This window comes from Kitasatospora sp. NPDC088351, assembly GCF_040685575.1.
Taxonomy (GTDB): Bacteria; Actinomycetota; Actinomycetes; order Streptomycetales; family Streptomycetaceae; genus Kitasatospora.
In genome coordinates, this window is the sequence record NZ_JBFBIL010000068.1 from 24581 (window position 1) to 37740 (window position 13160).

Here is a 13160-nt window from a genome sequence, read left to right on the forward strand (position 1 = left end):
CCCCTGTGCCGATTGGTACCCACAGTAACGAACGGGGTTGCCGGGACGAGCCCGAGAAGGGCCGTGACCTGTCGGATTGTCGGATCGCGGCCGGGTGCTGGTTCGGTGGACGGCGGCTCAGCGGGACGGCGCGGTGAAGGTGCCGAGGGCGGCGACGGCCCGGGGGCGGTGGATGCCGAACGCGGCGGCGTTCCAGCTCTCGGTGCTCCGGCTCCCGGCCGCCCGGTGCTCCGGCCCGGCGGTCCGTTCCGGGGCGGCGGCCGGGCGGGTGCCGCGCACGCCGAAGGTGTAGTGGCCGGGGCGGACGTCGGTGCCGGCCGGGGTGGTGAACCGGTAGACCAGCACACCGCGTTCCTGGTGGGCGGTGACCACGGTGCCGGGCAGATCGGTCCAGGCGGTGCCGGTGCCGGGGGCCAACTCGCCGGGGGCGAGCCGGAACTCGGCCTGGAGCGCGGTGAGCGGCTCGGCGACGGTCAGGGAGAGCAGGTGCCGGAGGCCGTCGCGGCCGACCGGCTGCACGAGGGCGCGGCCGGTCAGGGCCGCGTCGGTGGCACCGTCGTCGGCCGGATCGGCCGGATCGGCGGGCTCGACGGGATCGTCCGGGACTGACGGGTCGGCGGGGTCCTCGTCGGTCGAGCGGCTGTCGGGTGCGGCGGGCGCGGGCGAGGACTTGGTGAACGGACGTGGGGTGGCGGGCGGTTCGGCGGTCGAGCCGGCAGGGGGTGCGGTGGGCCGCTCCCGGACCGGGCCGAGGGCCTCGGCGGACGGATCGGCGAAGGCGCCCTGGCCGGTGTCGGAGGGGGCGGCGAGGGGCCCGTGGACGGCGGCCCCGGGTGTGCCCGTCCCCTTGCCGTGGGTGTCGGCGTCGTGCGTACCGGGCGCGGGGGAGCCGGCCTCGTACGGGCCCGGGCGGGGCGCGTCCGGGCGGGGCGCGGTGGAGACGCTGGGCGAGGCCGTCCCCGAGGGGCCGGTCGAGGGCCGCCGCGACGAGGGCGCGGCCGGGGTCCGGTCGGCGGCGCCGTCGGCCTGATCGGTGGTGGACTGATCGGCGGCGGCCTGGCCCGTGGCGGCCTGATCGGGGGCCGGGCTGGGCGGGGGAGGGCTGGAGCCGACCCGGGCGACCCCGGCCCGGCGGCCGACGCCCTGCTGCTCGTTGAGCAGGTAGGTGGTGGCGATGCTGATGCCGACCACGGTGGACATCGCCATCGCGGCCCCGGAGAAGCGGAGGGTGGGCAGCCGGAGCCGGCCGCCGAACGGCTTCCGTCTGCCGTGCCGGCCGTGGCGCTCGTGCCACTGGTCGCGCTCGTGGCGTACGCCCCGCTCGGTGTCCTCGCGCAGAGCCACCGGACCCTCCCTCCCCGAAGTCGGCGTTGCGGTCGCCGTATCCTCCCACGCGCTGCGGGAAGGCCCGAATCGCCGTCACGGGCGGACTGCCGCCGGGCGCGCCCGTGCGGGTCCGCCGGTGTTCGCGCGCTCGCGCGCGCCGGCAGGGGGACGAGCGTACCAGCGGGTGGCCGGGCCCGGACCAGACCTTGGACCGAATTGATCCAATACGTGGACAGCCTTCTGGGGAAAGGAAATTGACGATCCGTCTGATAAGGCCGGTAAGGGCCGCCCGGCCGGGTCGGGGATTATTGCAACCTCCTTGCAACCCTTGCCCGGCGGTCGTCGGTGGCGCACCCTGGTGACATCCCACGCCGTCCCGGAGAGACCGTCATGCCGTCCGACCCGCTGCCCGCACCTTCCAGTGCCCCTCTCGCCGCTACCCCCACGGGCGGCGATGAGGCAGGCTCCACCGCCGCTCCGGCGGCGGTGGAGGAAGTGCTGACGCTGCGGATCTCGCTGGGTGAGGAGGTCGTCGGGGAGGTTCGGACCAGGTTCCGGTTCGACACCGAGCGCCCGTACGAGGTGCTGCTGACGTTCCATCTCGGGCGGCCGGACGAGGCCGACTGGGTGTTCTCGCGTGACCTTCTGCGCGACGGCCTGCGCTCCTTGAGCGGCCAGGGCGACGTCAAGCTGTGGCCCGCGTACTGTCCCTGCCACGGCTCGACGTTGCACCTGGCCCTCGAATCCCCGCACGGCAGCGCCCTGTTGGAGGCCTCCAAGCCCCGGGTGCAGGCCTGGCTGGACCGTACCTACGCGCTGGTCTCGGAGGAGGCCGAGCGAGCCTGTGGTCCGACCGACGCCCAGCTGTCCGCGCTGCTCGGCGGCTGAGCGGGCGGCCCCGGCGGCCGTGGGGGTTCGCCGGGCGGTGGGAGCTCACCCGTTCGTGGGAGGTCGTCCGGCAACGGGAGATCGTCCGGCGTGCGCGGACCGGGTAAGGGCGGGGTGCCCGGCAGCCGGACCGTCCCGTTCGCCAGACCCACCCGCAGCCGGCGCACGGCCGGCGCCGAGGAGACCGGCAGCAGGTCGTACGGGTCGTCCGGCCCGACCACGCTGACCAGCACCGATTCGGCGAACCGGTACGGCCGGTGGGCCAGGAGGCCGCCCAGGTAGCGGCGGAGCCGGGAGAGTTCGGCACGAACCGTCACCGTCCGGCCCGGGTCGCCGAAGAGGGCGTCCGCGAGCTGGGCCGCGGTGTGGCCGTCGCGCTCGGCGGCGAGCAGGAGCAGCAGTTCGGCATGGCGCGGGCTGAGCGCGTGGGACCAGCCGCCGGCCGCGCCGTGCACCGAGAGCTCCGGCCGGTCGGGCCGGCGCAGGTCGAGCCGGAGCCGGGCGCCCTCGGCCTGTTCGGCGGCGCCGTCGTCGTCCTCCGCCCGGGCATCGTCCTGCGGCCGGACCGGGCGGACCAGCCAGCCGTCGGCCAGCGGCTCTATGACGCACTCGCCGAGGCTGGGCAGCCAGTGCACGGCGGCCGAGCCCCAGCCCTCGGCGGGCAGTCGCAGCCGGGTGGGCGGCGGCAGGCCGGCCGCGGCGGCGGTCCAGCCGGCGGCGTCCACCACCAGCGCCGGGCCGTTCACCCGGGCCAGCAGCGGGGCGGCCAGGGTGCGCAGGTGGTGCAGCGACTCCAGGCGGCGGGCGCGCAGTTCGGTCTCGGCGAGCCGGGCGGCGGTGGCGGTCAGCTGCAGCAGGTACGGCCGGACGCTGTGGGCCGGGCCGCTGAGGTCGATGGCGCCGATCAGCCGCCCGGTGCCCGGGTCGCGCACCGGCGCGGCGACGCAGGTCCAGGAGTGGTGGCTGCGCAGGTAGTGCTCGGAGGAGTGGACGTGCATGGGGCGCTGGGCGCGCAGGGCGGCGGCTATGCCGTTGGTGCCGACGCTCTCCTCGACCCAGCGGGCGCCGGTGAGGAAGCCGATCCGGTCGGCGCTGCGGCGCAGCCCGCGCTCGCCCTCCTGCCAGAGGACGTGGCCCTCGGCGTCGGCGATGGCGAGGATCAGCGGGGTCTGGCCGACCGGTTCGAGCAGGGTGTCGCGCAGGACGGGCAGGACGGCGTCGAGGCCGCTGGTGCGGCGGCGGTGCTCGATCTCGGCGGGGCCGAGGTGGACGGCGGCGGCGCCGGCGTCCGGGTCGAGCCCCAGGCGGCGCAGCCGGGCCCAGGAGTCGCCGATCTCGGGGCGGGGCTGGAGCCGGGCCGGGTCGTCGTCGAGCGGGGCGTCCGGGGCCAGGTCCCTGGCGGTGGCCTCGGCGAGGGTGCGGTCGTGGACCTTGGCCAGCTCCGCCGCGGTCTGCGGAGTTCGACGCTCGGGTCGTCGGGTCTGCCGTCCGGTCTGCCGCACTCGGGTTGCTCCTCGCCGCCGTTCGAGGACGCGTCGGGGCCGACGCGCTGACGAAAGCGTACGGGGGCTGTTCGATCCTGGGCATGGGGTCTGCCAAGTCGGCATACCCGACGGTATGAAAATGGACATGTCGTGCTGCTGGGGCGGTTGGTGGCGCCTGCGGTACCTGCGGGTCGGGGATCGCGCTGGGGGTGCGGTAGGGGTGCGGCGGGGGCTTCCGGCGGGTGGTTACCGGTCGGTCGCGGTGCCCTGCTGGGCGGCCTCGACCGTGTGGTGGAGGTCGGCGGTGGCGTCCAGCGCCGCGGCGGTGGTGAGCGCCAGGCAGGCGGCGAGCGCGAACGCGGCGGCGCGGCGGCCGGTGCCGGACCGGGCCGCGGGCGCGGCGGTGGTCGGCTGCAGCAGGGCCGCGACCCGGCGCGGAACCGGCCCGGAGTGGGCGGCCGGGACCAGCCGGGGCCGGGCCGGCCAGGGCGAGCGGCTGGCCGCCAGGGCGGCGCGGCCGACCGCGCGGGCGGTGACGGTGCGGTCGCCGACCCGTTCCGCGGCGACCTCGTCGGCCCAGCGCTCCAGGTGGTAGCCGAGCGGCGCGCGCAGCGGCCGCAGCGCGGGGTGGACGGCGGCGGCGTGCTCGGCGAGGGCGAGGAAGACGTGGTGGCGGCCGGCGAGGTGGGCGCGCTCGTGGGCGAGCAGCGCGGCCCGTTCCGGGGCGGTGAGGGCGCGCAGCATTCCGGAGGTGACCACGATCCGGCCCGGTTCGCCCGGCCGGCCGGGGCGGCGGAGCCGTCCGGGGAGGGCGAAGGCGTCGGCGCACTCGTCGTCCAGGACGGCGAGCGAGTGGTGGTCCGGGCGGAGCAGGGCGCGGGCCCGGTCGAGGAGGGCGCGGAGGCCCCGGGGGTGCTCGGTGCGCGCCCGGCGCACGGAGGCGCGTGGGGGGCGCATGTCCGGATGCCGGTCGGGGTGCGGGGTCTCGCGGTGTGCGTCGTCGGGGCGCGGGTCCCCGGGGTGCGCGGCCGGGGCGGGCAGTGCCGCCCGGGCGGTGCGCAGGTCGAGCCGGCGGTGCCGCGCGGTCCGGACGGCCAGCGCCGCCAGGGCCACCAGCGCCAGACCGGCCGGCACGGCCGACAGCGCGGCGGCGGGCGCGGCCGAGGTCAGCCAGGGCAGTGAGAGGTGGCCGAGCGCGGCGACCGGCGGCAGCTGGAGCAGTCCGGCGGCGGCGAGCAGGCCGAGCGAGCAGAGCGTGCCGCCGGCCAGGACGGTGGCGGTGCCGGCCAGCGTCCACGCGGCCGCCCGGGGCGACAGCGCGTCGGCGAGGCGGCGGGCCAGCGGGGCGGCGAGGAGGGGGAGCAGCAGCGGCGCCCAGACGGCGATCATCATGACGCGGCCGCTCCGGGCGCGCCCCCGCCGTACTGGTCGGGGCCGGCCGGGCCGGCCGTGCCGGTCATGTGGCCCGCTTCGGTCGGCTCGCCGTCGCCGTCGCCGTCGCCGAGAAGTTCGCGGAGGAGCCGCTCGTCCTCGACGGAGAGGTCGGAGACGAAGCGGGCCAGCACGGTCGAACGGTCCGGTTCGCGGCTCAGCTCGGTGTGCATCCGGCGGGCGGCGAGGCCGGCCGGGTCCTGGACGGTCGGGATGTACGCGTAGGCGCGGCCCGTGCGGGTGCGCTCCACGGTGCCCTTGTCGTGCAGCCGGGCGAGGATCGTGGCGATGGTGGTCCGGGCGAGGTCACCGCCGAGGGCCGCCTGGACGTCCTGCGGCGTCAGTGGGTGACGCGCTGACCAGAGGGCGGCCAGCACCTCGGCCTCCAGCTCCCCGGCGGGCCGGCGGGCGGACGGTACGTCGGACATGGCGGCGATTCCTCCAGGTTTCGTCTACAGTCATGTAGACCGTCTACGTCACTGTAGACGGTCGAGGGTGCGCCTCGCGGGCGCGCCCTCCAACGTACGGGAGGTCCGCCAGCCTTGCTCCAGTCGCCCGCCGTTCCGGCCGTTCACGCCCTCGCCGTGAACCTGCTGGACGCCTCGTCGCTGCTCGCCGCGTTCGGCGCGCTCGGCATCGCCGTCGTGCTCTTCGCCGAGACCGGCCTGCTGGTCGGGTTCTTCCTGCCCGGCGACTCGCTGCTGTTCACCGCCGGCCTGCTCTGTGTGCCCGGCGCGACCAAGGGGCCGCAGCTGGAGCTGTACCAGGTGCTGCCGGCCGCCCTGATCGGGGCGCTGGCCGGCGCCCAGGTGGGCTATGTGATCGGCAGGCGCGGCGGGCGGGCGCTGCTGCGCCGCTCCAGGCGGCAGAGCCTCCGGCAGGGCGTCGAGCGCGCCGAGGAACTGCTCACCAAGTACGGCTACGGCAAGGCGATCGTGCTCGCCCGGTTCATCCCGGTGGTCCGAACGGTGCTGAATCCGCTCTGCGGCGTGCTGGAGGTGCCGGTCCGCTCGTTCACCTTCTGGCAGGTGACGGGCGGGGCGGTCTGGACCGTCGGAGTGGTGCTGGCCGGGTACGCGCTCGGCTCGTCCGTACCCAGCATCGACCGTTATCTGCTCCCCATCATCGGTCTGGTAGTAGTTGTCTCCGTGATCCCGATTGTTCTTGAACTGTTCCGCGCCCGTACGGCGCGGCGTCACGGAGGTGACGCGTGATGTCCTCCCGGGCGCTGGCCGTGTACGACGGCAGCGGTATCGACGGCGGCCTCTACACCCGGGTGATCGGGTGGGCGGACGCCGCGCCGCACTGGCTGGATGAGCTGGTCAAGGTCTGGTCCGCGCTCGGGCTCGGCCTGTTCGCGGTCTTCATGGTCTACGCGTGGTGGCGGGCGCGCGGCACCGAGTCGGCGCTGATGGCCAAGGTGCTGGCCTCGCCGCTGATCGTGATCGTCGCCTATGCCGTCAACTCGGTGTTCAAGGGGGCGGTTGAGGAGGTCCGGCCGTGCGCGCAGATCGCCGGCAGCGTCTCGCTGGAGGCCTGCCCGGGCGCCGGTGACTGGTCCTTCCCGAGCAACCACACGGTGATCGCGTTCTCCGCCGCGACCGCGCTCTGGTTCGTGAACCGGCGGCTGGGCCTGATCGCCGGGATCGCCGCCGTGCTGATGGGCGCCTCCCGGGTCTGGGTCGGTGTGCACTACCCGCACGACGTGCTGGTCGGCGCGCTGGTCGGCGTCCTGGTCGCGATCCCGCTGGCACTGGCCGCCGGGCGCGCGGCGCCCCTGGTGGACCGGGCGCGCAGCGGCCCGCTGCGGCCGCTGCTCTGCGCGGGCGCCATGGCGACGGGTGGCCGCGGTGCGCCGCTGGAGGCGCAGCGGCGCTGATTCCCTTGCCCCGCACGGCCCTTGTGCGGCCGGGGCGGCGGGGAGAGCATGTGAGCCGGGCGTGGGGCCTCTCCCGAGGGGCGCCCGCCCGGCTCAGTCGTGCCAGGGGCGCGCCGTGGGCGTGCCGGCGGGAGGGATGTGCCAATGCCGTACCGACTCGACGTCACCCAGGGGGACCGGCCCGCCGAGGAGCTGCGCAAGGGCGTGGAGGGGCTGCTGGCCGAGGCCATGGTGCTCACCCTCGCCACCGCCGGCCACGAGCGCGGCCCGCACGCCAACCTCGCCTTCTTCGCGCACGACGACGACCTCGTCCTGTACTTCGTCAGCGAGCGCTCCACCCGGCACAGCCACCACCTCGCGGAGGAGGCCCGGGCCGCCGCCACCGTCTTCCTGCCGCCGCCGGTCTTCGGCGAGCAGCTGCGCGGTGTCCAGCTGTCCGGCAGCGCGGGCGAGGCGTGGGGGCGGCAGGCGGAGGCGGCGCTGGCCGCGTACCAGGGCCGGTTCCCGTCCTTCGCCCAGGACGCGGAGGTGCGGCGGCAGTTCCTGACGGGCGGCGGCGCGGCGGCCCTGTACCGGTTCCAGGTGGAGGAGCTGACGGCGGTGGACGAGCCGGTCTTCGGGCGGCGCAACTACCTGCGGGCGGGCGTGCTGCGGTAGCGGTGCGGTGGGCGTGGCCCCCCGGGCCGGGAGGGGTGCGGTTCCCGGCCCGGGGGGCCTGTCCTGTCGGGCTTCGTCGGCCGGTCCTCGTCGGTGGCCCCGGCTCTTCTCCGTGGGCGCGGGCGTTCAGAGCTCGTCGTAGACCTCGGCCAGGCCGCGCAGGACGGTGGTGACGGTGTCGACCTCGGCGGCGTCGAGGCCGGCCGTCAGCCGTTCCAGGGCCTGCGCCAGTGCCTGCTGGCGCAGGCGGTGCCGCTCGCGGCCGTCCGGGGTGAGGGTGACCACGACGGACCGGCGATCGTGCTCCGGCCGCTCGCGGGTGACGTAGCCGGCCTCCTCCAGGCCGTTGACCAGCTGAGTCGCGGCCGCGGCGGTGGTCTCGGTGCCCGCCGCCAGTCGGCTGACCGGCAGCGGCCCCTCGTCGGCGAGCACGCGCAGGGCCCGCGCGTGGGTGAGCGAGAGCGCGCCGCGGGTGCGGGTGGCCCGGCCGCGCAGCCGGGCGTCCGCCGCGCTGAGGCTGTAGGCGGCGCGGGCCAGCCCGTCCAGCGCGAGGGCGCGGGTGCCGCCCCGGTCGGAGGGCCGGTGGTCGGCGCCGGGTCGCGGGTGTTCCGGGTCGGTCATGAGGGTGCTCCTTCGGCGGCGGGTTGACAGCACAGCAAGTGTAAGCACTTAATGATTAAGTACTTATGTAATTGCGCCGAACGGAGCGTACCTCCCATGACCATGCGATCGACCGGACAGAGCTGGGCCCTGGACATCGCCCTCGCGCAGGGCGGCTTCGACGCCCTGCACCCGCAGGCCAAGGGCACGATGGAACAGCTCGGCCACGACCACACCGACTTCGACAAGGTCTTCGCCCTCGTCCGGAGCGGCGCCATGCTGCCCAAGGCGTGGGCCACCGTGGCCGGCCAGGCCGAGGAGCGGGCCGCCCACCACGAGGCCGGCGGCTACGACCGCACCGCCGCCGACCTCTACCTGCGTGCCGCCGTGATGTGGGGCCGGGCGCAGTACTCCGTCTTCGACGCCGCCGACCCGCGCAAGCGGGCGTTCCGGGAGCGGACCAACCACTGCGTGGCGCGGCTCGGCGAGCTGCGCGGCCGCCGGGTGCGCCGGGTGGTGCTGGACTTCGAGGGCTCGCACATCCACGCCCTGCTCCACCTGCCGGCCGGGGCCGTCGAGGGCGCGCCGGCGGTCATCCTCGGCCCGGGGATGGACATGATCAAGGAGGACTACATCTACGCCGCGGAGCGCTACTACACCTCCCGCGGTGTGGTCGCGCTCTCGATCGAGGGGCCCGGCCAGGGCGAGTCCCGGGCCGGTGGGCTCACCGTCGACCTCACCAACTACGAGCGTGCCATCGGCCGTTACATCGACCACCTGGCCGACCTGCCCGAGGTGGACCCGCAGCGGATCGGCATGTTCGGCATCAGCATGAGCGGCTACTGGGGGATGCGGGCGGCGGCCACCGACCCGCGACTGGCCGCGCTGGCCGGCTTCGAGGGCGTCAGCGGCGACTTCGAGACGATCTTCAACCGGGCGCAGCCGACCTTCAAGAACAACTACATGTTCATGGCCGGCTATGAGGACGAGGAGGCATTCGACCGCGAGCTCGCCTCCCGGATGCCGCTCGGCGACCTCGTCGCGGACATCACCTGTCCGGTCCTCGTGGGCATCGGCGAGTTCGACGAACTGACCCGGCTGGAGCAGGCGATGGCGACCTACGACCGGATCCGCGCGCCCAAGGAGATGCGGGTCTACGAGAACGAGTTCCACCCGCTGGGCGGCACCGCCGCCGAGGTGTTCCGCTTCGGTGCGGAGTGGCTGGAGCGCGCCCTCGACGGTGAACTGCGCGAGCCCGGCCGCGATGTGCGGCACTACGTGCACGCGGACGGCCGCACCACGGACGGCACCGCCGCCCCGGCCTGGTGGCTCGGCACCGACCCGGTCCGGGCCGCCTGACCGGGCGGGCCGTGGGTGACATCGCGGGCCGCCGCGGTGTCACCCGGCGCACCGGCCATGGGTTGTCTGTACAACTTTTCGGCCGGTTCACCTCGGCGCCGCTGCTCGGACTCCCCTCGGACACCTCGCCGCACCAGTCTGGCCGCATGAGAGTCATCGTCGTAGGAGCGGGCGTGCTCGGCACCATGCACGCCTGGCAGGCCGTCGAACGCGGCCACGAGGTCGTCCACCTGGAGCGCGAGGCCGAGGCGCGCGGCGCCTCCGTGCGCAACTTCGGCCTGGTCTGGGTCAGCGGCCGGGCGGAGGGCGAGGAACTGGACACCGCGCTGCGCGCCCGCGAGCTGTGGGAGCGGATCGGCGCCCGGGTGCCCGACCTCGGCTTCCGGGCCAACGGATCGCTCACCGCGATCCGCACCGAGGCCGAACTCGCCGTCGCGGAAGAAGCGTTGACCCTCCCCGACGCCGAGGCGCGCGGCTACCGGCTGCTCGACGCCGACGAGACGAGGGCGCAGAACCCGGCGCTGCGTGGCAGGCTGCTCGGCGCGCTGGCATGCGAACGGGATGCCGCCGTCGAACCCCGCACCGCCCAACCCGCCCTGCGCGCCGCCCTGCTGGCCAGCGGCCGCTACACCTTCCTGCCCGGGCGCGAGGTCCGCGAGGTGATCGGCGAGAACGCCGTCCGCGACGACCACGGCGACGTGCACACCGGCGACCTGGTCGTCCTCTGCACCGGCGCCTGGCTGGGCGGCCTGGTCCGCGAGCTGGCGCCCCGACTGCCCGTCCGCAAGGTGCGGTTGCAGATGATGCAGACCGACCCGCTGGGCGAGACGCTGACCACCTCGGTCGCCGACGGCGACAGCTTCCGCTACTACCCCGCCTTCGCGGGCGCCGCGCTGGAGCGGCTGAAGGCCGTCCAGCCGCAGCCGTCGGTCGCCGCCGAACACAGGATGCAGCTGCTGATGGTCCAGCGCCGCGACGGGGGCCTCACCATCGGAGACACCCACGAGTACGACCAGCCGTTCGGCTTCGACGTGGTCGAGGACCCGTACGACCACCTGGTGGGCGTGGCCGAGGAGTTGCTCGGCCGCCCGCTGCCCCGGGTGCGCCGCCGCTGGGCCGGGGTGTACGCGCAGTGCGTGGACACCACCCGGGTCGTCCACCGTGAACGGGTCCGCGACGGCGTCTGGCTGGTCACCGGCCCGGGCGGCCGCGGCATGACCTGCTCGCCCGCCATCGCCGAGACCACCGCCGACCTCGCCAACCTGTAGGAGGAACCGAACATGTCGCTTGACATCCGCCTGGTCGTGCTCGACATGGCCGGCACCACCGTCGCCGACGACGGCCTGGTCGAGCAGGCCTTCCAGGCCGCCGCGGGCTCGCTCGGCGTCGAGGCCGGCAGCCCCGAGCACGCCCGCATGCTGGAGCACGTCCGGGCCACCATGGGCGAGTCCAAGATCTCTGTCTTCCGCCACCTGTTCGGCGCGGAGGACAAGGCCCAACGGGCCAACGCGGCCTTCGAGGCCGCCTACCACGACCTGGTCGACGCGGGCCACTGCGCCGCACTGCCGGGCGCGGCCGAGGCGATCGCCGAACTCCGCGGCCAGGGCCGGAAGGTGGTCCTCACCACCGGCTTCTCCCGGGCCACCCAGGACCGCATCCTGACCGCCCTCGGCTGGCAGTCCGTCGCCGACCTCACCCTCTGCCCCGCCGAGGCCGGCCGCGGCCGCCCGTACCCCGACCTCGCCCTCACCGCCCTGCTGCGCACGGCCACGGACTCCGTCCGCCAGGTCGCGGTGGCCGGGGACACCGGCTACGACATGCTGACCGGCACCCGCGCGGGCGCCTCCGTCGTCGCCGGCGTCCTGACCGGCGCCCACGACGAGGCCCGCCTGCGGGCGGACGGCGCGACCCACGTCCTCGCCTCGATCGCCGAACTGCCGGGCCTGCTGACCGGCCGCTGAGCGAGCCCGGGCACGAGAGCCACCCGGTCCGCCGAGCCGTCGTCGAACGGCTCGGCGGACCTTGTCACGTGGGCACCGTTCCAGTTCTCCCGAACGCCGGCCGCGGAGCCTACCTGCGCCGCCCCGACTCCGTCCTCGTTCGGTGACCCGGCGGATAGGATCCGCAGCCATGACCCTCTACCCGGCCGGCCCGCGCCTGGCGCTGCGCGAAGTCGAACCCGAGGACACCGAAGACCTCCTGGCCATCTACGGAGACCCCGAGGCCACCCGCCACCTCAGCTTCGAGCCCCGCACCCGTGAGCAGGTCCAGGCGATCACGGCCCGGTCCATCGCCTCCGCGAGCGTCACCCCGCGAACCGAGTAGTGCCTCGCTGTCACCCATCGCGGCGAGCAGAAGCTGATCGGGTACGCCCGCCTGGCGACCGAGCCGCAGCAGGCCGCCACGATCGGCTTCGCCCTCCACTCGGACGCGTGGGGCAAGGGCCTCGGCACCGAGACCGTCCACCTGCTGTGCGCGCTCGGCTTCAACGTCCTCGGCCTGCACCGGATCTGGGCCGCCCGCTCGCCGCTCAACGAGGCATCGGCGCGCACGCTGCCGCGGGCCGGGATGACCGAGGACGGGCGGATCCGCGACCACGTCTTCGTCCATGGCGCCTGGCGCGACTCGATCACCTACTCGATCCTGGAGCACGAGTGGACGCCGATCGGCGGGCTCGGCCCAACGAGCGCGGCCCGACAAGCCAGTTGGCCCGCCTAGCGGCGAGACCGTACCGGGGAGGTGAGTTCGTGCCGGCCGAGCCGGCCGTGCCGCGCAGGGTGATCCCCGGCATCGCCGAGTTCGCGCGCGGCGGCGTGCCCGACCCGCCCGCCACCGGTGATGGCGGCCAGTGGGTCGACGGCTTCTGATGGCTCTACTGCGGCCGGCGGTGGACCCGGGTTGCGTGTACGTCGGTAGGAGTACGGTCCGGGCGCCGTGCTCGTCCTCGGCGGCGATGTCGGCCCTTCCGTCCGCGTGATGTCGCGAAACGGCGTCGGGAGCCCCGGCACACACCAAGCCGCACACATCACCAGAGGGGAACATTCCGTGAACTGACCCACTCCGCACCGGTTCTGCGTCCTGCGTCGGAGGGCGGCCACCGCCACCGTCGTGGCCGTTGGAACCGCTGCCAAGTCGGGGGAGGAGGTCGAAGTGTGCGCGGGCCGTTCCGGTGGTGGCCACGCCCGTCGGGCTGTGGAAATTCGCTGTCGGGTGGGTTTGGTGATCCGTTAAGGTCCGCCGGGTCGTTCGGGAAAGGATCATGGGGGACTTGCCATGGGCGGGGTGCGTCGTGCCGCTGTCACATCGGCCGTACTGGTCGCGGGGCTCACCGCTTGCGGGGGCGGTGCGTCCGCCCCCGGGGCGGACGAGCTTGACCCGAAGGCGGCCCTGACGGCGGCGGCTCTGGTGATGCAGAAGGCCGGGACCGAGACGGTCGACGGCGTCCGGCTCACGCGCTACCGCGCCGTCGAGGAGATCGCCACCGTGGCCGCCGGGATCCCGGGTCTCTCCCCGGAGCGCCGCACCGCTCTGGAGCG

At 75.0% G+C, this 13160-nt stretch carries 15 protein-coding genes and 1 pseudogene; 11 read left to right on the forward strand and 5 right to left on the reverse strand.

Annotation, left to right across the window (positions count from 1 at the left end; translation table 11 throughout):
- Window positions 1-117: 117 nt before the first annotated feature.
- Complete coding sequence (locus AB0P06_RS31915; RefSeq protein WP_363613535.1) at window positions 118-1344, reverse strand: hypothetical protein; 1227 nt, start codon at window positions 1342-1344, stop codon at window positions 118-120.
- A gap of 372 nt (window positions 1345-1716) precedes the next feature.
- Between AB0P06_RS31915 and AB0P06_RS31920 the strand changes: the two genes are divergently transcribed.
- Window positions 1717-2214, forward strand: a complete 498-nt coding sequence (locus AB0P06_RS31920) for an SsgA family sporulation/cell division regulator (protein WP_363613537.1) — start codon at window positions 1717-1719, stop codon at window positions 2212-2214.
- Here AB0P06_RS31920 and AB0P06_RS31925 read toward each other — a convergent pair.
- From AB0P06_RS31925 to AB0P06_RS31935, 3 genes are all read right to left on the reverse strand, one after another.
- On the reverse strand, window positions 2136-3716 hold the full coding sequence (locus AB0P06_RS31925; protein ID WP_363613539.1) for a GAF domain-containing protein: 1581 nt from the start codon (window positions 3714-3716) through the stop codon (window positions 2136-2138). The two genes, AB0P06_RS31920 and AB0P06_RS31925, sit on opposite strands and share 79 nt — an antisense overlap.
- 228 nt (window positions 3717-3944) lie before the next feature.
- Window positions 3945-5090 (reverse strand): M56 family metallopeptidase, encoded by a 1146-nt coding sequence (locus AB0P06_RS31930; protein ID WP_363613541.1) that lies wholly within the window; start codon window positions 5088-5090, stop codon window positions 3945-3947.
- Window positions 5087-5557: a BlaI/MecI/CopY family transcriptional regulator gene (locus tag AB0P06_RS31935; RefSeq protein ID WP_363613543.1), complete on the reverse strand. Its 471-nt coding sequence runs from the start codon at window positions 5555-5557 to the stop codon at window positions 5087-5089. The genes AB0P06_RS31930 and AB0P06_RS31935 overlap by 4 nt, the downstream gene beginning before the upstream one ends.
- A 114-nt stretch (window positions 5558-5671) precedes the next feature.
- Between AB0P06_RS31935 and AB0P06_RS31940 the strand changes: the two genes are divergently transcribed.
- The 3 genes from AB0P06_RS31940 (at window position 5672) to AB0P06_RS31950 (ending at window position 7665) form a co-directional block, all read left to right on the forward strand.
- On the forward strand, window positions 5672-6343 hold the full coding sequence (locus AB0P06_RS31940) for a DedA family protein (protein ID WP_363613545.1): 672 nt from the start codon (window positions 5672-5674) through the stop codon (window positions 6341-6343).
- A complete protein-coding gene (locus tag AB0P06_RS31945) occupies window positions 6343-7008 on the forward strand; it encodes a phosphatase PAP2 family protein (RefSeq protein WP_363613547.1) in 666 nt (221 codons plus the stop codon). Before AB0P06_RS31940 ends, AB0P06_RS31945 begins: the two co-directional genes overlap by 1 nt.
- A 144-nt stretch (window positions 7009-7152) precedes the next feature.
- Window positions 7153-7665, forward strand: coding sequence for a pyridoxamine 5'-phosphate oxidase family protein (locus AB0P06_RS31950; protein ID WP_363613549.1), 513 nt, complete (start codon window positions 7153-7155; stop codon window positions 7663-7665).
- 126 nt (window positions 7666-7791) lie between these two features.
- Here the strand turns inward: AB0P06_RS31950 and AB0P06_RS31955 are convergent, their stop codons facing one another.
- Entirely contained in the window at window positions 7792-8286 is a 495-nt protein-coding gene (locus tag AB0P06_RS31955) for a MarR family transcriptional regulator (protein ID WP_363613551.1), read from the reverse strand.
- A gap of 96 nt (window positions 8287-8382) precedes the next feature.
- Between AB0P06_RS31955 and AB0P06_RS31960 the strand changes: the two genes are divergently transcribed.
- From AB0P06_RS31960 to AB0P06_RS31990, 7 genes and pseudogenes are all read left to right on the forward strand, one after another.
- Window positions 8383-9624 (forward strand): alpha/beta hydrolase, encoded by a 1242-nt coding sequence (locus AB0P06_RS31960; RefSeq protein ID WP_363613553.1) that lies wholly within the window; start codon window positions 8383-8385, stop codon window positions 9622-9624.
- A gap of 146 nt (window positions 9625-9770) precedes the next feature.
- Entirely contained in the window at window positions 9771-10892 is a 1122-nt protein-coding gene (locus AB0P06_RS31965; protein WP_363613555.1) for a TIGR03364 family FAD-dependent oxidoreductase, read from the forward strand.
- A gap of 12 nt (window positions 10893-10904) precedes the next feature.
- The gene (locus tag AB0P06_RS31970) at window positions 10905-11585 is read left to right on the forward strand and encodes a phosphonatase-like hydrolase (RefSeq protein ID WP_363613557.1); all 681 of its coding nucleotides are present in this window, start codon (window positions 10905-10907) and stop codon (window positions 11583-11585) included.
- A gap of 169 nt (window positions 11586-11754) precedes the next feature.
- Window positions 11755-11949 carry a GNAT family N-acetyltransferase gene (locus AB0P06_RS31975; protein WP_363613559.1) on the forward strand — a complete coding sequence of 65 codons (195 nt, stop codon included), beginning with the start codon at window positions 11755-11757 and terminating at the stop codon, window positions 11947-11949.
- Between the two features lie 18 nt (window positions 11950-11967).
- A pseudogene (locus tag AB0P06_RS31980) lies at window positions 11968-12186 on the forward strand (GNAT family N-acetyltransferase); the annotation flags it as partial.
- Between the two features lie 6 nt (window positions 12187-12192).
- On the forward strand, window positions 12193-12342 hold the full coding sequence (locus tag AB0P06_RS31985; protein ID WP_363613561.1) for a GNAT family protein: 150 nt from the start codon (window positions 12193-12195) through the stop codon (window positions 12340-12342).
- Window positions 12343-12906: 564 nt separating this feature from the next.
- On the forward strand, window positions 12907-13160 hold a 254-nt coding region (locus AB0P06_RS31990), incomplete at its 3' end, for a hypothetical protein (RefSeq protein ID WP_363613563.1).

Coding starts and splice junctions, on each gene's coding strand:
- AB0P06_RS31970 (WP_363613557.1), top strand. CDS start 10,905: ATGTCGCTTGACATCCGCCTGGTCGTGCTCGACATGGCCGGCACCACC.
- AB0P06_RS31975 (WP_363613559.1), top strand. CDS start 11,755: ATGACCCTCTACCCGGCCGGCCCGCGCCTGGCGCTGCGCGAAGTCGAA.
- AB0P06_RS31965 (WP_363613555.1), top strand. CDS start 9,771: ATGAGAGTCATCGTCGTAGGAGCGGGCGTGCTCGGCACCATGCACGCC.
- AB0P06_RS31985 (WP_363613561.1), top strand. CDS start 12,193: ATGACCGAGGACGGGCGGATCCGCGACCACGTCTTCGTCCATGGCGCC.
- AB0P06_RS31955 (WP_363613551.1), bottom strand. CDS start 8,286: ATGACCGACCCGGAACACCCGCGACCCGGCGCCGACCACCGGCCCTCC.
- AB0P06_RS31920 (WP_363613537.1), top strand. CDS start 1,717: ATGCCGTCCGACCCGCTGCCCGCACCTTCCAGTGCCCCTCTCGCCGCT.
- AB0P06_RS31945 (WP_363613547.1), top strand. CDS start 6,343: ATGTCCTCCCGGGCGCTGGCCGTGTACGACGGCAGCGGTATCGACGGC.
- AB0P06_RS31950 (WP_363613549.1), top strand. CDS start 7,153: ATGCCGTACCGACTCGACGTCACCCAGGGGGACCGGCCCGCCGAGGAG.
- AB0P06_RS31960 (WP_363613553.1), top strand. CDS start 8,383: ATGACCATGCGATCGACCGGACAGAGCTGGGCCCTGGACATCGCCCTC.
- AB0P06_RS31935 (WP_363613543.1), bottom strand. CDS start 5,557: ATGTCCGACGTACCGTCCGCCCGCCGGCCCGCCGGGGAGCTGGAGGCC.
- AB0P06_RS31930 (WP_363613541.1), bottom strand. CDS start 5,090: ATGATGATCGCCGTCTGGGCGCCGCTGCTGCTCCCCCTCCTCGCCGCC.